Consider the following 24,392-nt stretch of genomic DNA (forward strand, 5'->3'; position numbering starts at 1 on the left):
CGTTCAATTCTTTCTCTTCGTCACTCCCCTTGCTTATCGGCAGCAGCGGTGGCGATATAAGCGACAAAAAAAATCGAGGCCTTCTCCATGTCGCTGAACACCCTCATTCACCGCGCCAGCCTGCCATGCCCCGATCTCGACCCGGCCCAGGCGGCGCAGCTGCTGCAGGCGCATTACGGGCTTCAAGGCACGCTGCAGCCGCTGGGCAGCCAGCAGGACCTGAACTTTCGCGTCGATACGCCCCACGGGCGCTTCGTGCTCAAGGTCTGCCATGGCGACTATGCGCAGCAGGAGCTTGAAGCCCAGCATGCGGCGCTGGAGCACCTGCACCGTCAGGGTGTGCCGGTACCGGCCGTTCGTCGTGCCAACGGTGGCGAGCCGTTGCTGGCACTGACGATCGACGGCCAGCCGGTGCGCGCCCGGGTGCTCACCTACATCGAGGGCCAGACCCTGACCCGCCTGCCGTACATGGCGCCGCGCCTGATGCACGAGCTGGGGGCGCTGTGTGCACGGGTCGACCTGGCGCTGGCGGACTTCACCCACCCCGGGCTGGAGCGCACCCTGCAATGGGACCCGCGCCATGCCCAGGCGGTGATCGCCCACCTGCTCCCGGTGCTGGCCGACGGGCCGCGCAAGGTGCGGGTGCAGGCCATTGCCGAGCAGGCCCGCGTGGCGCTAGAGCCGTTGCTGGCGCAGCTGCCGATGCAGGCGGTGCACCTGGACATTACCGATGACAACGCCGTGTGGCAGCGCGATGGCGCACGCGAGTGGCAGTTGCAGGGGGTGATCGATTTCGGCGACCTGCTGCACACCTGGCGCATCGCCGACCTGTCGGTGACCTGCGCGGCGCTGCTGCATCATGTCGACGGCGACCCGCTGCGCATCCTGCCGGCCATCGCTGCCTACCATGCGCTCAACCCGCTGCACGAGGCCGAGCTGCGAGCGCTATGGCCGATGATCGTGGCGCGCGCGGCGGTGCTGGTGCTCAGTGGCGAGCAGCAGGTGGGCGTCGACCCCGGCAACACCTACAGCCGCGACAACCTGGCCCATGAGTGGCAGATCTTCGAGGTGGCAGCCGGTGTGCCGTTTGCATTGATGGAGGCGGCGATCATGCAACTGGCCGGCCTTGCGCCCGCGCCGCTGCCGGCCACGGGCATGCTGCTGCCGGGGTTGCGCGACCAGGCTGTGGCGCGGGTCGATCTTGGCGTGCTGAGCGAGCACTTCAGCGCCGGCAACTGGCAGCAGCCCGGCATCGACCAGCACCTGCTGCGTACCCATGCGGCCCCGGCCAGCACGTTGTATGCCCAGTACCGCCTGTCGCAGACCCATATCGACAACCCGCTGGAACCGCACACCTGTGCGCTGCACGTGGAGCTGCACCTGCCCGTGGACAGTGCGCTGGTGGCGCCGTTTGCCGGCACCTGGCGCCACGGCGAGCAGGGCTGGGCGTGCCTTGAAGGTGACGCCTCCAGCCTGTGGCTGCGCGGGGTGGTGCAAAGCCCCGCATCGGGCGCGGTCATCGCCCAGGGCGAGCCGCTGGGGCACGCCACCGAGCTCGAGGTGCAGCTGTGCCGCGTGGCCGGCCTGCAACCGCCGAACTTCGTCGCGCCTTCGCGTGCGCTGGCGTGGCAGGCGCTGTGCCCTTCGCCGGCTGCGCTGCTGGGCTTTGACTGCGACGCCGCGCCACTGCCCGACCCGCATGCCCTGCTGGCGCGTCGCGACGCCAGCTTCGCGCGCTCGCAGAAGCACTACTACCAGCAGCCGCCACATATCGAGCGCGGCTGGCGCAACTACCTGATCGACATGCAGGGGCGCTCGTACCTGGACATGCTCAACAACGTCGCGGTGCTGGGCCATGGGCACCCGCGCATGGTGAGCGAGTCGGCGCGCCAGTGGTCGCTGCTCAACACCAACTCGCGCTTTCACTATGCGGCCATCGCCGAGTTTTCCGAGCGCCTGCTGGCGCTGGCGCCGCCGGGGATGGACCGGGTGTTCCTGGTCAACAGCGGCACCGAGGCCAACGACCTGGCGATCCGCCTGGCGTGGGCGGCCAGCGGCGGGCGCGACATGCTCAGCGTGCTGGAGGCGTACCACGGCTGGTCGGTGGCCACCGATGCCATCTCGACCTCCATCGCCGACAACCCGCAGGCATTGAGCACCCGGCCCGACTGGGTGCACCCGGTGACCGCACCGAACACCTACCGCGGCAAGTACCGTGGGCAGGACACCACCGCCGACTATGTGCGCGATGTCGACGAACGCCTGGCCGAGATCGGCGAGCGTCAGCTGGCGGGGTTCATCTGCGAGCCGGTGTACGGCAATGCCGGTGGCATCCCGTTGCCGGCGGGGTATCTGCAGCAGGTGTATGCCAGGGTGCGCGCGCGGGGCGGGGTATGCATCGCCGACGAGGTGCAGGTGGGCTACGGGCGGCTGGGCGAGTACTTCTGGGGCTTCGAGCAGCAGGGTGTGGTGCCGGACATCATCACCATGGCCAAGGGCATGGGCAACGGCCAGCCGCTGGGCGCGGTGATCACCCGGCGCGAGATCGCCGAGGCGCTGGAGGCCGAGGGTTACTTCTTCTCGTCGGCCGGTGGCAGCCCGGTGAGCTGCCGTATCGGCATGGCAGTGCTGGACGTGATGGAGGAGGAGGGCCTGTGGGACAACGCGCGCGAGGTGGGTGGGTACTTCAAGGCGCGTCTGCAGGCGCTTGTCGATAAGTATCCGCTGGCGGGTGCGGTGCATGGGTCGGGGTTCTACCTGGGCCTGGAGCTGGTGCGTGATGCCGCCAGCCTGGAACCGGCCACCGAAGAGACGGCGGCGCTGTGCGAGCGTCTGCGCGAGCTGGGCATCTTCATGCAGCCGACCGGTGACTACCTGAACATCCTCAAGATCAAGCCGCCCATGTGCACTACGCGAGCGAGCGTGGATTTCTTTGTGGACAGTGTGGAGCGGGTGTTGATGCAGGGGGTGTAGCGGCGGAGTCGGGAGGGCGCTGTCCTGCATTCGCTGGCTTGCCAGCGAAGCAGTCAACGAACCCTCCCTTGCGCCGATTAATATCGATTAATAATCGGACGAACCTGAGTGGTTTAATTATTTTTGGCTTTTAAAGCCGATATTTATCGGCTATAAAGTGCTCATCGTCTTCCCTTGTAACTTCCCAAGGAGGTTCCCATGAGCCGTACCGTCACCGTCGCCGCCACCCAGATGGCTTGTTCCTGGGACCGCCAGGCAAATCTCGCCACCGCCGAAAAACTGGTGCGCGAAGCCGCCGCCAAGGGCGCGCAGATCATCCTGATCCAGGAACTGTTCGAAACCCCGTACTTCTGCCAGAAGCCCAACGCCGACTACCTGCAACTGGCTACGCCCACCGAAACCAACGCCGCCATCGCGCACTTCCAGACGCTCGCCAGGGAGCTGCAGGTGGTGCTGCCCATCAGCTACTACGAGCTGGCCGGCCGCGCCCGCTTCAACAGCATCGCGATCATCGACGCCGACGGCAGCAACCTGGGCGTGTACCGCAAGAGCCACATCCCCGACGGCCCCGGCTACCACGAGAAGTACTACTTCAACCCCGGCGACACCGGCTTCAAGGTGTGGCAGACCCGCTACGCCAAGATCGGCGTGGGCATCTGCTGGGACCAGTGGTTCCCCGAGTGCGCCCGCAGCATGGCGCTGCTGGGCGCGGAGATTTTGTTCTACCCCACCGCCATCGGCAGCGAACCGCACGATGCCAATATCCTCTCCCGCGAGCACTGGCAGCGTGTGCAGCAGGGGCACGCCGGCGCCAACCTGATGCCGCTGGTGGCCAGCAACCGCATCGGCCGCGAAGAACAGGACGGCTACGCCATCACCTTCTACGGCTCGTCGTTCATCGCCAACCAGTTCGGCGAAAAGGTCGAGGAACTGGACCAGACCGAAGAGGGCGTGCTGGTGCACAGCTTCGACCTGGACAAACTGGAACACGTGCGCAGCGCCTGGGGCACCTTCCGTGACCGCCGTCCGAACCTGTATGGTGCGATCAAAACCCTCGACGGTTCACTGGAATCCTGACCATGAAGACCCTGAACACTACCCCGCGCGCCGACGGCTTCCACATGCCTGCCGAGTGGGCACCGCAAACCCAGGTATGGATGCTGTGGCCCGAGCGCCCGGACAACTGGCGCCTGGGCGGCAAGCCGGCCCAGGCCGCCCACGTGGCGGTGGCCAAGGCCATCGCGCGTTTCGAGCCGGTCACCGTGGGTGTGTCGGCCGGCCAGTACGAAAACGCCAGTGCGCAACTGGACATGCCCAACATCCGTGTGGTGGAAATCAGCAACGACGACGCCTGGGTGCGTGACACCGGCCCGACCTTCGTGATCAACGACAGCGGCGAAGTGCGCGGCGTGCACTGGGGCTTCAACAGCTGGGGCGGCTTCGAGGGCGGCCTGTACGCGCCGTGGAACCGCGACGAACAGGTGGCGGCCAAGGTGCTGGAAATGGAGCGCTGCCAGCGTTACCGCACCGAGGGCTTCGTGCTCGAAGGCGGCTCGATTCACGTGGATGGGGAAGGCACCCTGATCACCACCGAGGAGTGTCTGCTCAACCACAACCGCAACCCGCACCTGAATCGCGAGCAGATCGAGGCGATCCTGCGCGATCAACTGGCGGTGGACACCATCGTGTGGCTGCCCGAGGGCCTGTACAACGACGAAACCGACGGGCATGTGGACAACTTCTGTTGTTACGTTCGCCCGGGCGAAGTGTTACTGGCCTGGACCGATGATTCGCAAGACCCCAACTACGCACGCTGCCGCGCCGCCCTGGCGGTGCTGCAAAGCCAGCGCGATGCCAAGGGCCGTGAATTCGTGGTGCACAAGATGCCGATCCCGGGCCCGTTGTACGCTACCGAAGAGGAGTGCGCCGGGGTCGATCTGGTGGCCGGCAGCCAGGAGCGCAACCCGTCGGTACGCCTGGCCGGTTCCTACGTGAACTTCCTGATCGTCAACGGCGGGATCATCGCGCCGAGCTTCGACGACCCCGCCGATGCCGAGGCCAGAGCGGTCCTGGCACGTCTGTTCCCCGATCACGAAGTGGTCATGGTGCCGGGCCGCGAGCTGTTGCTGGGCGGTGGCAACATCCATTGCCTGACCCAGCAGCAACCCGCCCCTGCCAAGCGCTGAGAGCGGCCTGGCAAATCAAGCCCGTCATCGACGGGCTTTTTTTTGCCTGCGCGATGGCCGGCGACGCAACTGGCACACCTCTTGTATTCGTTTTGCCTTGTATTTCAAGCAAGTACGACGGCGCAGTTCTGTCACAAAGTTTGATTAAGGTAGCCGCTCACACTTCTGGGGAGTACGTGTGGAAATGAATGCGACAAGTGAACCGGTTTCGCACCCGTCGGTGGTGAACCTCGAGGCGCTTGAGGCAGTGGCGCAGTGGTTGAAACACCATGGAACCCTCCGGGTCAGGAAGACCGATCCACGACGTGCACTGGTGGAACGTTATCCACAGGGGTTGATCACCGAGGCAGAGCTCGATGCGCTGCTGGGGGTGTGCTACCGCTGAACTGGAAAGGGCGCCACCGATTGCGGTGGTGCCCTTTTTTGTGGAGGCTGTACTGGCCTCATCGCGGGTCAAGCCCGCTCCCACAGGGGGGGGCGCGGTCTTTGTGAGAGCGGGCTTGACCCGCGATGGCAGCACCGCAGTTCTAGAAGTTGTAGGTACCCGTCACCACCAGGCTGCGCGGATCACCGAACTGGATCTGCCCGGCACTGGTCGCCGAACTGTAGTAGGTCTTGTCGGCAATGTTGCTCAGCGCCGCGCGCACATCCCAATCCTGCGTGCGCCAGCCGACCAGCGCGTCCCAGCTGCCATACCCCGGCAGCACGATGGTGTTCCTGGTATCGGCATAACGCTGCCCCACCAGTGTCACACCCGTTTCGGCGTACCAGCCCATTTCCGGTTTCCAGGTGACGAACAGGCTGGCGTTGCGCCGCGCCACGTCGTTGATGCGGTTGCCGGCATTGCCTTTGGTGTCCTCGACGATGGTGGCGTCCTGCAGGCCGATGCCCCCGCGCACATACCAGTTGCCTCCCAGCTTGCCGGTGGCGGTCAGTTCGACCCCGCGCGAGCGCTGCAGGCCGGTGAGGATGTAGCGGTCGGCGTTGTCCGGGTCGCGGCTGCGGCGGTCGTACAGCTCCAGCTCGTACACCGCCAGGGTGGTGCTCAGGCGCTCGTCCAGCCACTCGCTCTTGACCCCGATCTCCTTCTGCCGTGTATGTTCAGGCCCGGTTTCGTTGGCGTTGCCCGCCGCCCCCGGGGTGATGCCGATCAGGCCGCCGCCCACCGGCGAAAAGGTCTTGCTCCACGAGGCATAGAAAGCGTGGTCCCTGAGCGGCGTCCACACCACGCCCAGGCGCGGGCTGGTGCTGTTGCTCTGCTGCTTTTCGCTCAGGCCGCTGACCTTGCTGGTGGTGTCCACCTCGAACCGGTCATGGCGCAGGCCCACGAGCAGTTGCCACTGATCGTTCAGGCGGACCTGGTCCTGCACATACAGGCCACGGCTGTGCACGTCTGTATGGTTGTTGCTGGACACCGCCAGCACGCCATTGTGTTGCTGGCCGCGGTCCGGGTTGAACAGGTCGACGCCCGGCACGCCCTTGCCGCTGCGCAGCAGCGAGTGACGGCGCTGCTCGCCCAGTTCGAGCCCCGTGAGCAGGGTGTGCTCCAGGCCGAAGGTCGACACGTTGCCTTCGATTTCCACGGTGTTGAACAGGTTGCGCGTGTTCAGGTCCTGCTGCCAGCGCTGGCGCCCGACCAGGCCGGTGCTGGCGTTGTAGCCGGTGAGGTAGGTGTTGTCGAAGTCGCTGTCGAGCTGGAACAGGCCCAGGGTATGGCGCAGTTGCCAGGCATCGTTTAGCTGGTAGTTCAGGCGCGAGCGCAGCGACTGCGCGGTGTCGTCGATGTAGTCGCGCTGCGGGTCGCCATAGGTGGTGCTGCGCCTGACATCCACCGGGCGACCGGTGCGCGGATCGCCGGGGATACCGCGGTCGGGCGTGCGGTTGTAGCGGCTGTATTCGTACTGCACCAGCCAGTTCAGGTCCGGGCTGAGCTGCCAGCTCATCGAAGGCGCGAACAGCTGGCGGCTGCCGTCGATGCCGTGGCGGAAGCTGTTGTTGTCACGGTTGCCCATGTTCAGGCGCAGGCTGAGGGTGTCGCTGGGGTCGGCACTGAGGTCGGCATACAGGCTGCGCAGGTCGTCGCTGCCGCCCTGGGCCTCGATGCTGGAGTGTCGGCCGGCTTCGGGCGCCTTGCTCACGCGGTTGATGATACCGCCCTGGCTGCCGCGGCCGTACAGCACCGCCGCCGGCCCCTTGAGCACCTCGATCCGTTCGATGTTGTACAGGTCGCGCACGTACTGACTGTCGTCGCGGATGCCGTCCAGGTAGAAGTCGTTGCTGGCGTCGAAGCCTCGGATGCGCAGGCTGTCGAAGCGGGTGTCGGCGCTGTTGCTGACGTTGGGGATGCCGCTCAGGGCCTTGCCCAGGTCATGGGTGCCGTAGTCGTGCACGCTGGCGGTCTTGATCGAATCGATGGCCTGGGGCACGTAGCGCGCCGGGGTGGAGGTGCGGGTGGCGGTGGTCACTTCCTTGACCCGGGGGTCATCCCGGTCGCTGTCGGCGGTTACCGACAGCTCGGGCAACGTGGTGCTGGCAGCACACGCCAGGCTGGAGCTGAACAGGGCGCAAAGCCCCAGAGACACAGGGGAAAGACGGCAAGGGACAGGCGTGGCACGCATCGGCAAAGTTACTTGGTGATGAAAAGGGTGCGAATGGTAATGCTTTGCATTCCCAAATGTTAGCGCTATTTACGCACCTTTGTGGTGCGGTCGTATCCAGGTATTTCCACCCGGGCGCAACCGATTGCGGGCTGCCTTGTCTGCGCCGCTGAAGACGGCGTAATGGCCATATGACTTGTCGTTTTCACGAATTTTTGACATGGCCTTGTACGCACGGCTAGGATCGGACCCAACGCCTGTAGGCCCATCGGCCAAGAGTCCCAAGAAAAGGCCCGCTGCACCCTTGTTGCAGGCGGGCTTTTTGTTTGCAGACCCGTGAGCGTCAACCCACGCAGGGGGCGTGGTTCCTGGCGTTGGTCGCAGAGCGTAAAACACTCCGAAATAAGGAAAATAACATGTTGAAAACACGGATCAGTCTGATCGCGCTGGGGCTTATGGCGGCGACTCAGGCAATGGCCAACGACCAGGCCGCGTCGAACGGTTTCCAGGAAGACAGCAAGGCCAGCGTTCTGCTGCGCAACGCGTTCATCAATCGTGACAAGAAGCATGGCAGCAGTGACCAGTCCGAGTGGGGCCAGGCCTTCATCGGCAAGTTCTCGTCGGGCTTCACCCAGGGCACCGTGGGCGTGGGCGTCGATGCCTTCGGCCTGTACGCCATCCGTCTGGACGGCGGCAAGGGTCGTAACGGCGGCGCCGGTATCGACTTCTTCAAGCCAAGCGATACCGAACCGAGCAACTCCCCGCACAACCTGGCGCGTGCCGGTGCTGCGATCAAGTTCCGCGTCTCCAATACCGTACTGGCATACGGCGACCAGATGCCGACCCTGCCAGTGCTGAACTATGACGACGGCCGCCTGCTGCCAGAGAGCTTCACTGGCACATCGATCACCTCCAAGGAGATCAAGGGCCTGGAACTGAACGCCGGTCGCTACACCCAGGAAGCGCGCAAGAGCGCCGAAGGTCGCGATAGCGGTGGTCTGAAGTCGATCAACGTGTTCGGCGGCAAGTACCAGTTCACCGAGAATTTCACCGGTGCGCTGTACACCTCCGACGTCGAAGACGTACTGAAGAAGCACTACCTGGGCCTGAACTACGTCCACGCCATCTCCGACGACCAGTCGCTGACCCTGGATTTCAACGGCTACAAGTCGGACATCGACAAGAAGTACGTCAACCGTGCAGGCCTGACCGGTGACCGCAACACCATCTGGAGCCTGGCGGCCACCTACGCCTTCGGCCCGCACTCGATCACCCTGGCGCACCAGCGCAACACCGGCGACACCGGCTACCAGTACGGCTGGTACCAGAACCGCCGCGGCGTGGGTGACGGTGGTTCGACCATCTTCCTGGCCAACTCCTACTGGTCCGACTTCAACGCCGAAGACGAGCGTTCGTGGCAGATCGGCTACGGCCTGGACTTCAGCGCCTTCGGCGTACCGGGTCTGACCTACAACTTTGCATACGTAGCGGGTGACAACATCAACACCCACGGCTTCGGCGAAGGCAAAGAGCGCGAAATCTTCAACCAGTTCAAGTACGTGGTTCAGGAAGGCCCTGCCAAGGACCTGTCCGTCAAACTGCGTAGCTCGTTCCTGCGTGGCACCAACAACCTCAACGCTATCGACTACACCGCAGACGGCAACGAAGTCCGCGTATTCGTCGAGTACCCGATCAGCATCCTCTGATCGATTCGACCTTCAAACAACCCCGGCCTAGGCCGGGGTTGTTTGTTTTCGGCGTACCGCATTCGCCGGCGCCACGGGCGCATCCTGCAATTGCGGCGCGAAGCTGTCGCTGCGGGCCATCCGCCACATCCGTGCATAGAATTCGCTGTCGATCGAGCCGCTGAGCAATTCGCCGGGCTTGAGGAACACGTGCAACTGCGAAAACAGCCGGATCTCGCTGGCGCTGACGCGGCGCACCAGGTGCTTGGGCTTGAGTTCGCTGGGGTGCTCGAGGCCGGCGGCCGCGAGCATCTCGGCCAGCGCATGCAGGGTGTTGCGATGAAAGCTGAACACCCGTTCGGCCTTGTCGGGCACCACCAGTGCACGCTGGCGCAACGGGTCCTGGGTGGCCACACCGGTGGGGCACTGGTTGGTGTGGCAGCTTTGCGACTGGATGCAGCCGATGGCGAACATGAAGCCGCGCGCCGAGTTCACCCAGTCGGCGCCCAGGGCCAGCACGCCGGCGATGTCGAACGCGCTGACGATCTTGCCGGCGGCGCCGATGCGCACCTTGTGGCGCAGGTTCAGGCCCACCAGGGTGTTGTGCACGAACATCAGGCCCTCGCGCATGGGCACGCCGATGTTGTCGCTGAATTCGCGTGGCGCAGCGCCGGTGCCCCCTTCCTTGCCGTCGACCACGATGAAGTCGGGCACGATCTGGGTGGCCAGCATGGCCTTGGCGATGCCCATGAACTCCCAGGGGTGGCCCAGGCAGAACTTGAAGCCCACCGGTTTGCCGCCGGACAGCTCGCGCAACTGCGCCACGAACTCGAGCAACCCCACCGGCGTGCTGAAGGCGCTGTGGGCGGCGGGCGAGATGCAGTCTTCGCCGGGCGCTACACCGCGCGTGGCGGCGATCTCGGCGCTCACCTTGTGCCCCGGCAGGATGCCGCCGTGGCCGGGCTTGGCGCCCTGGCTGAGCTTGATCTCGATCATCTTCACCTGCGGGTCGCGGGCCTGTTCGGCGAAGCGCTGCGGGTTGAAGCGGCCGTGGGCGTCGCGGCAGCCGAAATAGCCGCTGCCGATTTCCCAGATCAGGTCGCCGCCATGTTCGCGGTGGTAGGGGCTGATGCTGCCCTCGCCGGTGTCGTGGGCAAAACGGCCTAGGCTGGCGCCCTTGTTCAGCGCGCCGATGGCGTTGGCGCTGAGGGCGCCGAAGCTCATGGCCGAAATGTTGAAGATCGATGCCGAGTAAGGCTGGCGGCATTGCGGGCCGCCGATGGCGATGCGAAACGAGGCCGGGTCGGGGGTGTTGACCGGCAGCATCGAATGGCTGATGAACTCGAAGCCTGGGCGGTACACGTCATTGAGCGTGCCGAAGGCTTTCTCGGCGCTTTCGTTCTTGGCCCGTGCATACACCAGCGAGCGCTGCGCGCGGGAGAAGGGCAGCTTGTCGTCGTCGCCTTCGAGCAGGTACTGGCGGATCTCGGGTCGGATGGTCTCGATCAGGTAGCGCAGGTTGCCCAGGATCGGGTAGTTGCGCCGCACTGCGTGCTGGCGCTGGCGCAGGTCGTTCAGGCCCACCAGCGAGAGCAGCGTGCCGATCAGGGTCAATGGCCAGAGCCAGGCGTGAGTGGCAAGAAACGGCAGGCTGGCCAGGCTGAACGTGAGGCACGCCGCCAGGCAGGCATAACGGCTGGGAAACGAGAGGCGCATGAATCTTCCGCTGATGGTGTTTGTCGCGCCTAGGATAGGCAAAGCACTGCGGCGGAAAACCCGTGGTTTCGGTAAAACAGTTTTATCCGCGCCGTGCTTGCCAGGCGCTGGGGCTCATGGGCCCGGCTGGTTGATGATCGCCAGGAACGCCTCGGCCGCCCGCGAACGGCCGTGCCGGCGGCTGATGGCATGCAGCGCGATGTGTGCATCGACATCGCTCAGCGGGCGGTAGCACACGCCCTTGCGTTCCAGCGCGCTGGTGCAGGCCGGCACCACCGCCACGCCCTGGCCGGCGGCGACCAGGGCGATGATGGTGGTGGTCTGCTGGCCGCTGGGGCCGCGGTGCAACGGCAGGCCGGCGTTGGCGAACAGGGTCTCGATGGCCAGGTTGAGCCCGGTGCCGTGCTGCTCGGGGTAGAGGATCACCGGGCGCTGCTGCAACTGCGCCAGGCTGACCTGTGCCTGTTCACTGAGCGGGTCGCTGACCGGCAGCGCCAGCAGCAGGGGTTCGTGCTCCAGGGTGTCGGTGTGCAGGTTGTGCTCGGCGGGGGGCGGCAGGCGGCTCAGGCCGATGTCCAGGGTGCCGTCGCGCAGCTGCGCCCACTGGTTCATCGACGCCTGTTCGATCAGGTTCAACTGCACCTCGGGGAAGGCCTGGGCGAAGCGCTGGATGGCCTGGGTAAAGCGGTCGCTCAGGGCTACGGAGCTGGCATAGCCCAGGCTCAGGTGGCCGGCCATGCCGCTGGCGAGCCTGGCGGCCATGGTTTCGGCCAGCGCCAGTTGCTCGATCACGTTGCGTGCATAGGGTACGAAGGCCTGGCCCTGCACGGTGAGGCTGACGTTGCGGCTGCTGCGCTCGAACAGGCTGAACCCCAGCTGGGCTTCCAGCGCCGAGATCTGCCGGGTCAGCGCGGGCTGGGCCAGGTGCAGGGCCTGGGCGGCGCGGCCGAAATGCAGGGCCTGGGCCACGGCCAGGAAATAGCGCAGTTTGCGGAGGTCGAGCATGGTGCACCTTGAGGTATCGATCGGTCCGAAATCGGTATTGGCCCGGGGCGAGTGGGGCGCCGTATAAAGGGCGCCACACACTTTAACGAGTTTTGCCATGCAGGCGCCTTCTTCGGCTGCGCGGGTCGCGATGTTGTTGTGCGGCTGCGCGGCGTTCCTCCCCTTGTACGCCACCCAGGGCATCCTCGCGCAACTGGCCCGGCAGTTTGCCGTGGACATTGGCCAGGTGAGCTGGAGCCTGACCATCACCACTCTGATGGTGGCGTTGACTGCGCCCTGGGTCGGCTGGCTGGCGCGGCGCTGGTCGCCGGTGACGCTGATCGTGATGGCGGCGTTGCTGCTGGCCACCCCGGTGCTGCTGATGGCCACGGTGGGCAGCTTTGCCGAGCTGCTGCTGTGGCGGGCGGTGCAGGGCTTGCTGATACCGGTGATCTTCGCCTGCAGCGTGGCGCTGATTGGTGAGCGATGGCAGGGCGCGAGCGTGACCGAGGTCACCAGCCTGTACGTGACCGGCACTATCCTGGGCGGCTTTGCCGGGCGCTTCGTGGTGGCGTGGGTGACCGAGTACTGGGGCTGGCGCGAAGCGTTCGAGGTGCTGGCGCTGGTGGTGCTGCTGATGGGGCTGGGGATTCGCTGGCTGCTGGTGCTCGAACCGATGCCGGCGAGCACGCGCAGGGCCAGTGCGCCACCACGGTTTGGCTGGCCATTGTGGTCGGCGTGCGCGGTGGGGTTCTGCGTGCTGTTTTCACAGGTGGCGTCGTTCACCTATGTGGGGCTGCACCTGAGCCGGGCGCCGTTCGGGCTGGGGGCGGCGGCGCTGGGGTCGATCTATGCGGTGTTTCTGCTGGCGCTGGTGGTCACGCCGATTGCCGGCCGCCTGGCCAGGGCTCGCCCGCCGTTGCACCTGCTGATGGTGGCGGGCGTTGTCGGCGCGGTGGGCATCGGCCTGACGCTTGTGCCCACGCTGTGGGTTATCGTGCTGGGGCTGGCGTTGAGTTCGACCGGGGTGTTCCTGGCGCAGGCGGCGGCCAACACCTTCATTGCGACCACGGCCGGCGCGAACAAGGCCGGGGCGATCGGGCGCTACCTGACCTGCTATTACCTGGGCGGGAGTGCCGGCGCGCTGTTGCCGGCGGTGCTGTGGCAGCAGTGGGGTTGGACCGGGTGCGTGGTGCTGATTCTGGGGTTTCAGGCGGTGTTCATGTTGATCGGGCGGGTGGGCTGGCGCTGAACCCTTCGGCCCCTTCGCGGGTCAAGCCCGCTCCCACAAGGACAGCGGGGATCCTTGTGGGAGCGGGCTTGACCCGCGATGCGTTAGTCCGGTCGGCACAGATCCCAACTCCGGTACATCCACAACTGCCACCGCCAATCCCCATGCTAAAACAGCCATACCCATCGGCGGACCCACCATGACAAAAACAACCACCCCGCATTTCGGCCTGCTGTGCCTGGCCAGCTACCTGCTGTCGCTGTCCTACGGCTCGACCTTTCTGCTCTCGCTGCTGGTCACTTCCCGAGGTGGCAACGAACAGGACGCCGGCAGCATCATCGCCATCGCCATGCTCAGCACCGTGATCGCCGTGCTCGGCAGCGGCCATCTCGCCGACTGGCTCGGCACCGCCCGCGCCATCGCGCAGTCGGCGCTGTGCCTGATCGGCGCCTGCCTGGGCTTTGCCCTGGTACCTGGCGTCGACTTCAGCCTGTGGCTGTGCGGCCTGCTGCTGGGCCTGGGCTGGGGTGCGTTCTACACCCTGGGCCCGATCCTGGTTGCCGCGCTGGTCGAGCCGGCCCGACGCACCCACTGCTTCGCGCTGCTGTCAGGCAGCATGATGAGTGGCATCGGCTCCGGCCCGCTGGCCGGCAAGCTCGCCTCGCTGCTGCACCTGCCACTGGAAACCGCGTTCTACACCGCCGCCCTGGCCGCCGCTGTGGGGATGCTGGTCTTCGCCTGGCTGGCCCGCCAGCACCCGGCACAGGCGGCCAGCGCCCGCATCAGCCGCCACGCCGGCATCCAGGTGCTGCGCTCGTCGGCGCGCTGGCCGATCCTGATGGTGGGCCTGGGCGGCGCGGTGTTCGGCGGGCTGGGCAGCTTCCAGACCACCTACGCGGCCAGTCGCGGGCTGGACTATTCGCTGTTCTTCGTCGGCTTCATGCTCGCCGCCATCGGCTGCCGGCTGCTGATCGCCGGCTGGGTGGTGCGGCATGACGCCTACCGCACCTCGTGCCTGCTGACCGGGCTGATGGTGCTGGCCGTCATCGCACTGGGCTGGTGGGTGCAGGACGCCCTCAGCTACCTGCTGGCGGCGGCGTTGCTGGGGGTGGGTTACGGGCTCAACTATTCGGTGATCAACGGCCTGGCGGCCAACGAAGCGCCCACCGGCTATACGCCGCAGGCACTGCTGCTGTTCAGCCTGGGGTACTTCATCGGCGTGTTCGGCTTCCCGCTGCTGGCCGGCACCCTGATCGTGCAGGGCGGCCCGCATGCACTGCTGCTCAGCGTGCTGTGCGTGGCGCTGCTCAACTGGCTGGTGAGCGTGGGCCGGCTGCTCGGGCGCTGGCGGGCCCGAGCGTTGCCACAGGGTTACTGATCCGGGGCGATGGCGAACATCAGCTGGTTCTCCTGCACATACACCAGCGCTTCGCGGCCATTGATGTCCACCGGGCGGGCCGACACCGCCTCGTGCTCGGGCACGATCTTGGACAGCACCTTGTTCACCAGGTCGACCCGCCAGACGCAGGCCATGCCGCCACTGTTGTCGAAGTACAGCACCGGGCGGTGTTCGCTCCAGATCGGGTTGACCAGGCTCCAGCCACTGGAGTCGGGCGCCATCACGCTCTCGTAGCCGCGCGAGTTGCCGTCGCTTTCGTAGGCCAGGCGCAACTGGTCGTTGGCCACGTTGAGGTCTTCGAGCACACGCGCCTTGGCAAAGCGCACGGTGTTGGAGCCGGCGTGATAGCCCTGGGTGGTCGGTTGCGGCGGCTGCTGGCTGCCCACGGCATACACCATCGACTGCTCCAGCTCGCCGTTGCTGCGCTGGCGGTAGTAGAACGCGCCGTCCTGCACCCCGGCGTAGCGCTCGCGCTGGTCGTTGAAGCCGCTGTGGGACCAGCCGGCAAAGCGCACGTTGCGCGCGATCACATGCCAGCCGGGGTGATCGTCGGCGTATTCGAGCAGGGTACCGGAGGTGGCCAGCGTCAGGTGTTTGTCCTGCACGTAGGTGGGCCCGTCAGGGTCGCCGGAGACGTACACGAACGCGTGCAGCACGCCGTCCTTGACGGTCACATCGATCAGTTGCGCCACCGAGTCCTCGCTCATGCCGATGAACGGGGCCAGGGCAAAGCGCTGCCACGGCGCGTCCTCGACCTTTGCGTACACCTCGCCCTTGGGCAGCGGTGCGAGGCTGTCGGAGGCAACCGGCGCCGGTGCCGGCACGGCGGTCAGCCGGCGGATCTGGCGGTCGTAGGCGCTCTCCAGGCACTCGGGGGTCTTGCACTGGTTGCGCACGTTCTTCAGCCAGTCGGTTTCCAGCTCGCGGAATATCTTCTGCGCCTTGAGCGGGGTGTACAGCGCATTCAGCTGGTCGTCCTTGGCCGACAGCGAGGGCGTGTTGCAAATCGCGGTTTCCAGAATCGTGTTGGCCCTGCTGCAATCGAAACCGGCGGCCGAGGCCACCGGCGCGTGCAGGGCCAGGGCCAGCAAGGCGGGCAGGGTGAGCAGGCGGGTCACGGTATGCATGGGGGTGTCCTTACAGGTCGGGCGACAGGGCGAACATCAACTGGTCGTGTTCGACGTACACGATCGCTTCACGGCCGTCGAGCTCCACCGCCAGCGGTTGCCCGGCCGTGTGTTCGGGCACGATCTTGGACAGCACCTTGCCGCTCAGGTCGACCCGCCAGATGCAGGCCATGGCGCCGCTGTTCTCGAAGTACAGCACCTGGCGGCGCTCGCTCCAGGCCAGGTTGGACAGGCTCCAGCCGCCGCTCTCGGGGTCGAGCACGGTTTCGCTGGCGGGGCGCGGCAGGGCGTGTTCGTAGTTCAGGCGCAGGTCGCTGTTCTCGTCGTTCATGTTGCCCAGCACCCTTGCCTTGGCAAAGCGCAGCGTGCGCGACTGGGCGTGGAACACCGTGGTGGTGGCCTGCGGCGGCTGGCGGCTGCCCAGGGTGTAGACCATGGCCTGCTGCAGCTCGCCCTCGGTGCGCTGGCGGTAGTAGAACGCGCCGTCCTGGATGCCGGCATAGCGTTCACCCTGGTCCATCAGCTCGCTGATGCGCCAGCCGGCAAAGCGCACGTCGCGGTCGATCACATGCAGGCCGGGGCGGTTGTCGGCGTATTCGAGCAGCACGCCCGAAGACGGCTGCACCGACCAGTTGTCCTGGTTGTAGCCGGGGCCGTCGGACGAATTTGCCACGTAGAGCAGCGCGTACAGCACGCCGTCCTTGATGCCCACATCGATCAGCTGGGCCAGCGAATCGGGGTACATGTCCGGGATAGCCGCCAGCGCAAAGCGCGGCCACGGCTCGTCCTGCAGGGTACGGTAGGCGCTGCCCTGGGGCAGCGGCACCGCGTCGCGCAGGCCGGGCACGGGCGGTGGCGGCAGCGCGGTCAGTTTGCGGATCTGCAGGTCGTAGGCGCGCTCAAGGCAGGTGGCGGTCTGGCAGCGGTCGCGCACCTCGTTTACCCAACGGGTTTCCAGTTCGCGATAGATGCGCCGGGTCATCAGTGGCTTGTACAGCGCGTTGAGCTGGTCGTCCTTGGCCGACAGCGTTGGCGTGTCGCACACCGACTTTTCAATGAGGGTGCGTGCCTTGCTGCAATCGAAGCCGGCGGCGACGGCGGCCGGAGTGTGCAGGGCAAGGGCAAGCAGGGTGCTGGAAGCCAGCAGGGTGAACAGGCGGGCGGCGGGGGTCATCGGACGTCCATGTGGGCCGGGGCAGGGGGCGGATGATACGTGAGCGCCACGGGCGACGGAAAGGCACCTGCGTGTCGATCTCGACGCTTCTGCACAAATCCGGTCGCGCAAGTAGACTGCCGTGTTTCAGGCCTTGCAGGAGCTTGCCATGACAGTCCGATTTCGCTGGTGGAGGTACACCGCTTTGCCCGCGCTGTTGCTGCTGCAAGGCTGCATGCCGCGCTCGGTGATCGTGCACGACGGGCTCGACACCACGGTCGTCGATCAGCACACCCGGCAGCCACTGGCCGGGGTGAGCATTATTGATGCAGGGGTGGTGGTGGCCCGCAGCGACGCGCAGGGGAGGGTACAACTGGCGCCCAGGCGCACCCTCAAGCTGGAGCCGCTGATGGGCGAGGCGAACGTGATGCTCCACCTGCTGGCCTGCAAGGACGGCTATGCGCCGCAGCCGGTGGCCGAACGCCGTGGCTGGAATGCCGACTACGGGCCCAGCCAGGTGCATCGCGAGGTCATCGGCCTGCAGCGGGGGCAAACCGGTTACCAGTGCCCGCAGTAGAGGCCGCGCCGGCAAGGGCCGGTCTTGTGGGGGCACCGGTTTCGGGCGTCGGCGAGGCTACCCGCGCAGCGCCTTCACTTCGCCCTTCTTGCCGTCCGTTTCGCGCAGGTACTCCTCCAGCGAGTCGTCCATCGCCTTCAGCCACCGCGTATGGTGCGGCACCGCTGCCGTGCCGGTGATCACCGAACGGTACGACTTGTCGCGATAGCCCATGATGTCGCTCTTCTTGTCGCTCTTCCACTTGAGGAAGATGCGGTTCACGGCATCGATATCGAAGCTGGGGTAGTCGGTCTGCGCGATCAGGTGCTTGATGTAGCGGCCCTGGAATTCGTACATCGAGGCGGTGGTGTCCAGGGCCTCTTCATCGGCGCGCCAGCGGGCACTGTCGGCCTGCATGTCGGCCTTGGCCGGCAACTTGATGCGCCCCAGCATGTAGTCGCGGGCGAACCAGGCCTGGGCGTCGAACAGGTTGAAGCTGTACCACAGGTCCTGCATACCCAGGTAGATCAGCTGCGGGTTCTGCTCCCACACCACGCCCTGGTACAGGCCGGTTGGCCACAGGCGGTTGTTGGTCTTGAGGGTCAGTTCGTCGGGCAGGAACGGGAAGTGATGCTGGTAGCCGGTGCACAGGATGATCGCATCCACGCGCTTGTTCGAGCCGTCGGCGAAGAACGCCAGGTTGCCCTCGACACGCACCAGCTGCGGGCGCTCCTCCCAGCCCTTGGGCCATTTGTAGCCCATCGGCTGGGTGCGGTAGGCCGTGGTGATCGAGCGCGCGCCGTACTTGTAGCACTGCGAGCCGATGTCTTCGGCCGAGTAGCTGCTGCCGACGATGAGCAGGTCCTGGCCCTTGAACTCCATCGCCTCGCGAAAGTCGTGGGCGTGCAGGATGCGCCCGGCGAAGCGCTCGAACCCTTCGAATTCCGGCACGTGCGGCGTAGAGAAGTGCCCGCTGGCGACCACCACGTAATCGAACACCTGCTCGATGCCCTGCCCGGCGCTGTAGTCGTAGGCGCTGACGGTGAACTCGCGGGTGGTTTCATCGAAGCTGACGTTCTTGACCGCGGTGTTGAAGCGGATGTAGTCGCGCACCCCGGCCTTTTTCACGCGGCCCTGGATGTAGTCCCACAGCACTTCGCGCGGCGGGTACGAGGAGATCGGCCGGCCGAAGTGTTCGTCGAAGCTGTAGTCGGCGAATTCAAGGCATTCCTTGGGGCCGTTGGACCACAGGTAGCGGTACATGCTGCCGTGCACCGGTTCGCCGTGCTGGTCGAGGCCGGTGCGCCAGGTGTAGTTCCACATGCCGCCCCAGTCGGCCTGCTTTTCGAAGCAGACGATTTCGGGCATGGGGGCGCCCTGGGCATGGGCGGATTGGAAGGCACGCAGTTGCGCAAGGCCGGACGGGCCGGCACCGATGATGGCTACACGAAGAGTCATAGAGATTCCTGAACAGTTGAACGCTGAAAAAAATGCAAAGGCTCCCCAACCCCGAGCGGCAAAAGCCGAGGGTGGTGGAATTCAGGCGCTACGGTGCAGGTGGAGGGACGGGGCGCTTGCGCATCTGGGCCAGCAGGATGTTGCCTGGCGGAATCGACAGTGCGTGGAACAGGGTCGAGAGCGGGGAAGGGGTGACTGTGTTCGGCCCGTAGCCATCAGCGCAGGGCGCAAAATGGGGGCCTGAAGGGCGAAAGATGCGTGTGATCTCGTTCATGGGGGGCTGGAATGGCCTCTTTTCGTTATGGTTTCCTTTTTATCTATAACGGATGGGGGTGGGGATATCAAGGTCGGCGACCCCACCACCCGCCAGCGCGCAAACTCAATCAAGGCGCCCGAGCAGGGGTTTGCACCAGCGCGAGGGGGTGATGCCGTAGGCGTTCTTGAAGTGCCTGGACATATGGCTCTGGTCGAAGAAACCGGCCTCTACGGCTGCGTCCGCCAGGCACTGACCGGCGAACACCGAGGCCTTGAAACGGTCGAGGCGGCGCAGGGTCAGGTAGCGGTGGGGGCTGGTGCCGAAGTAGGCGCGAAAGTCCTTGGACAGGCTCCAGCGGTCGCGGTTGGCGCAGGCGGCCAGGTCATCCAGGGTGATGGGCTGCTCCAGGCTGTCATCCATGTACTCGCGGGCACGCCGGGCGGCGGCGTAGTCGTGGGCCTGCCTTGATGCCGGGCGCCCGCACACGGCCTGCAGCGCGCTTACCAGGCCCAGCAGCGCGTCGTCCTCTTCGAGCGGGTCTAGCCTGTCGTCCATGCTCGCGAGCATCGCGTGGGTGGCGGCCGCCAGGCGCGGGTCGCGGGAGATCCCGCCCTTGAGAAACGGCAACGGCTGGCCCCCGAGCACCTCCTGCACCAGCGCCGGGGTGAGGTAGAGCATGCGATAGCGAAACCCCGACGCCGAGCCCGCATGCCCGTCGTGCACCTCGTCCGGGTGCAGCACCAGGATCTCCCCCGGCAGGCTGTGCCGGCTGGCGCCGCGGTAGCTGAAGCTCTGCACCCCGGCCAGGGTGCGGCCGATGGCATAGGTATCGTGGCGGTGCGGGTCGAAACCGTGGGCGCTGAAGAAGGCCTCCAGGCGTTCGACCCTGGGGGACGGTGGGGCGTGTTTCACCCAGTCTTGCGGTGACGGTAGATCGAGCATTCTGCTCACCTTTCGAGCGATAGAGTCAGGCCGGCGACAACACAGGTTACAGCGTGCCGGCGTTTGCCTGAATGTGAATGTAGAAATCGTGGAACATGAAGGCGGCGCACACGGCCAGGGCGATGCCCATCAGGCGGTTGAACAGGTTGAAGTACACCTCTTTGCTGATGCGCTTGCCCAGCACGGCGCCCAGCAAGGCGTAGAGGCCCGGCGCGCCGGCAGCGCCCAGGGCGATCAGCGCCGACACCGCGGCGATGCTGGCGCCGCTGAGGTGCGCGGCGGGGAACATCACGCTGGTGATCGGCAGCACCACCATCATGCCTTTGGGGTTGAGGGCCTGGATCAGAAAGCCGTTCCAGAAGGTCAGCGCCTTGGCGGGGGCATCGGACGATTGGGTGAGCTGGACCCTGGCGGTGTAGACCTTGAAGGCCAGGTAGCTGGTGTAGAGCCCGCCGGCCAGGGCGAGGTAGGGCAGCGCGGCCTTGGAGATGATGGCTTCGCCGGTGTAGCCGAACAGGATGAACAGCACGAACATTGCGCCGCCCACGCCGACGAAGAAGCCTGCGGTGCGGCGAAACTGGCCTGTAAGGCCGGCGTTCAGGCCCATCACGTTCACCGGGCCGGGGCTGTACATCACGCTGAAGGCGTAGAGAAAGATTTCCATTGTGTCCCCTGCGAGTGTGGGTAGGTGGTGTGCAGGTGACGTTAAACGGCCAGCCTTTGGCTGGCTTGTACGTTTGTGGGTGCCACCCTGCAGGAGCCGGCATTGCCGGCGAAGAGGCCGTCCACTGCGGCGTAGGGCTGCGTTTACACACGTTTGGCCAGACACGTCTGAAGGACTGTAATATGCGGACAGATTTTGCGTGGGCGGTGCGCCTTGCTGGGGTTCAGGCAGGCCGTTAGGCTCCTGCGGTCGCTGAGCATCAGCGATCGGGTTTGGTCGCCCGTTGACAAAAAATCACGCTTCGGCGCCGCCTATGGCGGTTGTACGCGGGAGGCCTCGTGCCTGCCGGGTTTTGATCTTTTTGTCCCGGTCGACCAACTCGCGTACAGCTGCCACCCAACTTGCTTGGTCGCGAGCAGTGGCAGCTTCACTCTACAAAAAGTGATCGCCATGAAAAAAATCGTTCCTGATCCGCCGGCTGCTCTGATGTGTGAGCCCAGCATTGATCCTTGTATCGGCCACTCGCCATTCTTCCTGGTACGCGCAGACATACCCGAAGAAGACGCCCTGATGCATGCCTCGCTGTTGCTCAGAGGCATCTTCGACACCCTCCAGAAAGCCTGTTTGCACCCCGAGGACTCCACCAGCAAAGTTTTGCTGTGGGTCTCGTTGCATTCGACGGAATTAGCCAAGGTGCTGGTGGATGCGGTGCTCGACGGCATGGGCAATCGCAAGGCCACTGCGTAGAGGAAGCGACAGGGGCCGACCTGTTCAGCCCCTGTTGTGACAGACTTTCCGATCATGCACGGAGCACGATGCCGATGACCCAATTTGAAACCCAATCCACCTCACCCGACGGCCGCTATCGCATCGAGGCTGCGCCGTGGGAAGCCGGCAACTCGCACTGGGTGTATCCGCCGCGGATTATCGATGCCGTGTCGGGTGCCTGCCTGTTCGAGTTCCAGGACCCGCGCTGGTCCCTGGACCGCGCGGCATGGTTGAGTGATACGCAGGTCGAGCTGATGTTGCGCAAGTATCCAGGGCAACTTACAGGGCAAGGGATAATGGTGTGGTTTGATTGCGCGGAGCGTGTCGCGAGGTGCGGTGAGGGTGCAGGTGTTGAGCTGGCTGACCTTGAGCGTGCGCTCGAGGGCCGTGCTTGTGGGTAACTGAAAAACCATCGGCTACCAGCGATTCGAAGTGCAGGGCCCGGTCAAGCCAAGGCCGGACGTTGGGTCTTGCTGGATGACGACCGGGATTTCATTGTTCGGGCGAATACCCGGCGTGGGTGCGCCTGGGTATTCGTTTCATGTCAGGGCTGTACACGGCTGTCGAACGGTTCGAAGTCTCGCTCGGTGAACGCTTCGGTCAGCACATTCGAACTGCACAGCCATTCGATCGCTTCCACCAGCCCGTTACCCGCGACGAGGGCGGCTTCACTGTGGCGTGGCAGCACATAGATGCGCTCCGGGTCGCTGGGGTGAATGATGAGTTCGTCGCCGTCGTAGGTGTCGCCAATGATGATGCACTGCAGGGCCTTTTCCTTGGGCATCAGCTCCTTGTCGTCGTCCCAGAACCAGTACTGGTTGATGCGCTCAACCCACTGGGCCTGGCTGTTTTCGCCGTGCAGCAGTTGATGGGGCGGGTAGATGCGCACGTACACGCCGCCAAGAATGCCTTCGCCGAACTGCGTGACGTACTCGCGGTAGCCTGTGGGGAAGCGGGTACCCAACACAGCTTGTGCCTGGTCCACTTCGGCGTCTGTGGACAGCACCAGCGGGCTGCCGGTAACAGTGATGTTTTCAAACATTGGGCCTGTCCTTTTGCGTGGTATCCAAGGGTGCAGGTTTTTAGCGTAACGGGGGCTTGGGGGCAAGACTGTCACGTTCGCTGGATCAGGTTATCCTGCTCCCGTTTTTCAAGTGGCGGCACAGGCCGCAAGTGCTCTGGCTTGAGCATTTCAGTGAACCAGGCGATGGAACGATTTACCTATGACCGAACAGATCATCTACGGTGTTGAAGGCGAAAGCGACGAGTTCAAGGCCGCCGTGGCCAGTGCTCAGGCGACGTTCAAGTATTTCTGGCGAGAGCTGTCGTGGGAGGCGCGCAGGATCGTGAAGGGCCTGGACATGGCGGCTGTGAAAATGTCCTTCCCCATCGAGAGCGACGACCCCGAGGTACCCAGCGTCGAGAACATGTGGGTGAGCGAGATCGAGTTCGATGGGCAGTCCATCACCGGCGTGCTGATGAATGAACCAAGCTGGGCCACCTCGTTCAAGGCGTGGGAGCCTGTGACGCTGCCGTTGGCCTTGCTGAACGACTGGATGTATGTGCGCCAGGGCCATGTGTACGGCGGCTTCACCGTCGATGCGATACGCGCGGCCATGCACGAAGACGAGCGCCTGGAGCACGATGAGGCCTGGGGTATGGATTTCGGTGAGCCGGGTTTGGTCGAAGTCGTCCCGGCTGCAGAAGGTCAGCAGCCTTGGCTGCTCTCCCGTACGTTGAGCCGTGCTGAAGACCAGCAGACGCTGGCGGTGCTGGAATGCACCGAGCACCCGATGGCCTTGAACATGCGCGACAAGATCGAGGAGGGCGTGAGCGCACAGCCGCAGGTGGCCCGAGACCCGGATGACGAGGGATGGCTGATGCTGCACCGCGAGGTGCTGGCGGGCAATTACACGGTGGTGGATGCGCTGTTGCGTCATGGCGCTGACCCGTTGCTGCCCAACGGCAACGGCCAGACTTCGCTGGCGTTGGCAGGCATTGCCGGTTGGCCGCGGATTCTGGCGTTGCTTGAAGGGCAGAGCGCCCACTAGCGTGGGGTGCCATTCGCCAGCAAGGCTGGCTCCAACCGACGGCGTGGTCCTTTGTAGGAGCCGGCCTTGCCGGCGAAGAGGCCCGCCAACTCGCGTACAGCTGCCACCCCATGAGCGATACGTAGGTCGAGCTGATGTTGGGCAAGTATCCAGGGCATCTGACAGGGGAAGGGTTACGGGTGAGGGTTGATTGCGCGGGGCGTGTCGCGAGGTGCGGCGAGGGACAGGTGTTGAGTTGGCTGACCTTGAGCGTGCGCTCGAGCGCCATGCTTGTGGATAACTGAAAAACCATCGGCGTAGGCTTTTTCAGTATCACGCGATAGACGCAAAGCGCTCGATCACAGGTTGCTCTCGATGCTCGGCCTGCCACAGATCCCAGTCAGCCTGAATGGCCAGCCAGGTTCGAGCCTTGCCGATGCCGGCTCGTTCAAGCCGGACGGCGAGGTCCGGGCTGACAGGTGCATGGCCGTGAAGGATTCAAGACAGTGTTTCTCTGGCGTAACCGAGCCGACGTGCAAACTCGGCCACCTTTATATCCAGGGCGGGCAACACATCTTCGCGCAAGGTTTCGCCTGGGTGCGGGGGGTTGAACATGGCCATTTGGGGAACTCCTCAGTGGTAGTCGAGGTAATCAATGTAGTGGTCT

General features: G+C 65.1%; 20 protein-coding genes and 1 pseudogene. 11 read left to right on the top strand and 10 right to left on the bottom strand.

The genetic code is table 11. From position 1 onward, the window contains the following. Positions 1-87: 87 nt before the first annotated feature. The 4 genes from FW760_RS13940 to FW760_RS13955 all read left to right on the top strand — a co-directional run bounded on the left by FW760_RS13940 (position 88) and on the right by FW760_RS13955 (position 5,544). Entirely contained in the window at positions 88-2,973 is a 2,886-nt protein-coding gene (locus tag FW760_RS13940; RefSeq protein WP_446443826.1) for an aminotransferase, read from the top strand. Positions 2,974-3,171: 198 nt separating this feature from the next. Further along, positions 3,172-4,050, top strand: coding sequence for an N-carbamoylputrescine amidase (gene aguB / locus FW760_RS13945; protein ID WP_043861659.1), 879 nt, complete (start codon positions 3,172-3,174; stop codon positions 4,048-4,050). A gap of 2 nt (positions 4,051-4,052) precedes the next feature. Then, positions 4,053-5,159, top strand: a complete 1,107-nt coding sequence (gene aguA, locus FW760_RS13950) for an agmatine deiminase (RefSeq protein WP_054915931.1) — start codon at positions 4,053-4,055, stop codon at positions 5,157-5,159. A gap of 184 nt (positions 5,160-5,343) precedes the next feature. Beyond that, complete coding sequence (locus FW760_RS13955) at positions 5,344-5,544, top strand: hypothetical protein (RefSeq protein ID WP_078481589.1); 201 nt, start codon at positions 5,344-5,346, stop codon at positions 5,542-5,544. A gap of 142 nt (positions 5,545-5,686) precedes the next feature. Here the strand turns inward: FW760_RS13955 and FW760_RS13960 are convergent, their stop codons facing one another. Next, positions 5,687-7,777 carry a TonB-dependent receptor gene (locus tag FW760_RS13960; protein WP_446443827.1) on the bottom strand — a complete coding sequence of 697 codons (2,091 nt, stop codon included), beginning with the start codon at positions 7,775-7,777 and terminating at the stop codon, positions 5,687-5,689. Between the two features lie 395 nt (positions 7,778-8,172). On the opposite strand from FW760_RS13960, the gene FW760_RS13965 reads away from it, so the two are divergent. Further along, the gene (locus FW760_RS13965; protein WP_043861662.1) at positions 8,173-9,462 is read left to right on the top strand and encodes an OprD family porin; all 1,290 of its coding nucleotides are present in this window, start codon (positions 8,173-8,175) and stop codon (positions 9,460-9,462) included. A 27-nt stretch (positions 9,463-9,489) separates the two neighbouring features. Here FW760_RS13965 and FW760_RS13970 read toward each other — a convergent pair whose 3' ends face one another. Further along, complete coding sequence (locus tag FW760_RS13970) at positions 9,490-11,157, bottom strand: FMN-binding glutamate synthase family protein (protein ID WP_043861663.1); 1,668 nt, start codon at positions 11,155-11,157, stop codon at positions 9,490-9,492. 114 nt (positions 11,158-11,271) lie between these two features. Next, positions 11,272-12,162 (bottom strand): LysR family transcriptional regulator, encoded by an 891-nt coding sequence (locus tag FW760_RS13975; protein ID WP_446443828.1) that lies wholly within the window; start codon positions 12,160-12,162, stop codon positions 11,272-11,274. Positions 12,163-12,259: 97 nt separating this feature from the next. On the opposite strand from FW760_RS13975, the gene FW760_RS13980 reads away from it, so the two are divergent. After that, positions 12,260-13,393 carry an MFS transporter gene (locus tag FW760_RS13980; protein ID WP_282361663.1) on the top strand — a complete coding sequence of 378 codons (1,134 nt, stop codon included), beginning with the start codon at positions 12,260-12,262 and terminating at the stop codon, positions 13,391-13,393. A gap of 178 nt (positions 13,394-13,571) precedes the next feature. Then, positions 13,572-14,750: an MFS transporter gene (locus FW760_RS13985; RefSeq protein WP_043861666.1), complete on the top strand. Its 1,179-nt coding sequence runs from the start codon at positions 13,572-13,574 to the stop codon at positions 14,748-14,750. Here the strand turns inward: FW760_RS13985 and FW760_RS13990 are convergent. Further along, positions 14,744-15,898 carry a lysozyme inhibitor LprI family protein gene (locus tag FW760_RS13990; RefSeq protein WP_446443829.1) on the bottom strand — a complete coding sequence of 385 codons (1,155 nt, stop codon included), beginning with the start codon at positions 15,896-15,898 and terminating at the stop codon, positions 14,744-14,746. The genes FW760_RS13985 and FW760_RS13990 overlap by 7 nt on opposite strands. Before the next feature lie 10 nt (positions 15,899-15,908). Further along, entirely contained in the window at positions 15,909-17,072 is a 1,164-nt protein-coding gene (locus tag FW760_RS13995) for a lysozyme inhibitor LprI family protein (protein ID WP_446443830.1), read from the bottom strand. 148 nt (positions 17,073-17,220) lie between these two features. Between FW760_RS13995 and FW760_RS14000 the strand changes: the two genes are divergently transcribed. Continuing rightward, complete coding sequence (locus FW760_RS14000) at positions 17,221-17,628, top strand: hypothetical protein (RefSeq protein WP_147303849.1); 408 nt, start codon at positions 17,221-17,223, stop codon at positions 17,626-17,628. 57 nt (positions 17,629-17,685) lie between these two features. Here FW760_RS14000 and FW760_RS14005 read toward each other — a convergent pair whose 3' ends face one another. The 3 genes from FW760_RS14005 to FW760_RS14015 all read right to left on the bottom strand — a co-directional run bounded on the left by FW760_RS14005 (position 17,686) and on the right by FW760_RS14015 (position 20,927). Next, positions 17,686-19,065, bottom strand: a complete 1,380-nt coding sequence (locus FW760_RS14005) for an NAD(P)-binding domain-containing protein (RefSeq protein ID WP_078479816.1) — start codon at positions 19,063-19,065, stop codon at positions 17,686-17,688. Between the two features lie 379 nt (positions 19,066-19,444). Next, positions 19,445-20,263: an AraC family transcriptional regulator gene (locus tag FW760_RS14010; RefSeq protein WP_054915940.1), complete on the bottom strand. Its 819-nt coding sequence runs from the start codon at positions 20,261-20,263 to the stop codon at positions 19,445-19,447. Between the two features lie 46 nt (positions 20,264-20,309). Beyond that, a complete protein-coding gene (locus tag FW760_RS14015; RefSeq protein ID WP_043859804.1) occupies positions 20,310-20,927 on the bottom strand; it encodes a LysE family translocator in 618 nt (205 codons plus the stop codon). A 450-nt stretch (positions 20,928-21,377) separates the two neighbouring features. Here FW760_RS14015 and FW760_RS14020 point away from each other — a divergent pair, with 450 nt between their 5' ends. Further along, complete coding sequence (locus FW760_RS14020; RefSeq protein ID WP_446443831.1) at positions 21,378-21,674, top strand: DUF3077 domain-containing protein; 297 nt, start codon at positions 21,378-21,380, stop codon at positions 21,672-21,674. Between the two features lie 74 nt (positions 21,675-21,748). Beyond that, a complete protein-coding gene (locus FW760_RS14025) occupies positions 21,749-22,096 on the top strand; it encodes a hypothetical protein (protein WP_446443832.1) in 348 nt (115 codons plus the stop codon). A gap of 143 nt (positions 22,097-22,239) precedes the next feature. Here the strand turns inward: FW760_RS14025 and FW760_RS14030 are convergent, their stop codons facing one another. Beyond that, complete coding sequence (locus FW760_RS14030; RefSeq protein ID WP_043859806.1) at positions 22,240-22,737, bottom strand: SMI1/KNR4 family protein; 498 nt, start codon at positions 22,735-22,737, stop codon at positions 22,240-22,242. 181 nt (positions 22,738-22,918) lie between these two features. On the opposite strand from FW760_RS14030, the gene FW760_RS14035 reads away from it, so the two are divergent. Further along, positions 22,919-23,746, top strand: a complete 828-nt coding sequence (locus FW760_RS14035) for a DUF2314 domain-containing protein (RefSeq protein WP_446443833.1) — start codon at positions 22,919-22,921, stop codon at positions 23,744-23,746. Positions 23,747-24,058: 312 nt separating this feature from the next. Here the strand turns inward: FW760_RS14035 and FW760_RS14040 are convergent. Beyond that, positions 24,059-24,346: pseudogene (locus tag FW760_RS14040) on the bottom strand (HigA family addiction module antitoxin). Positions 24,347-24,392: the final 46 nt, after the last annotated feature.

The sequence above is a fragment of the Pseudomonas sp. 1176_21 genome (assembly GCF_052850635.1).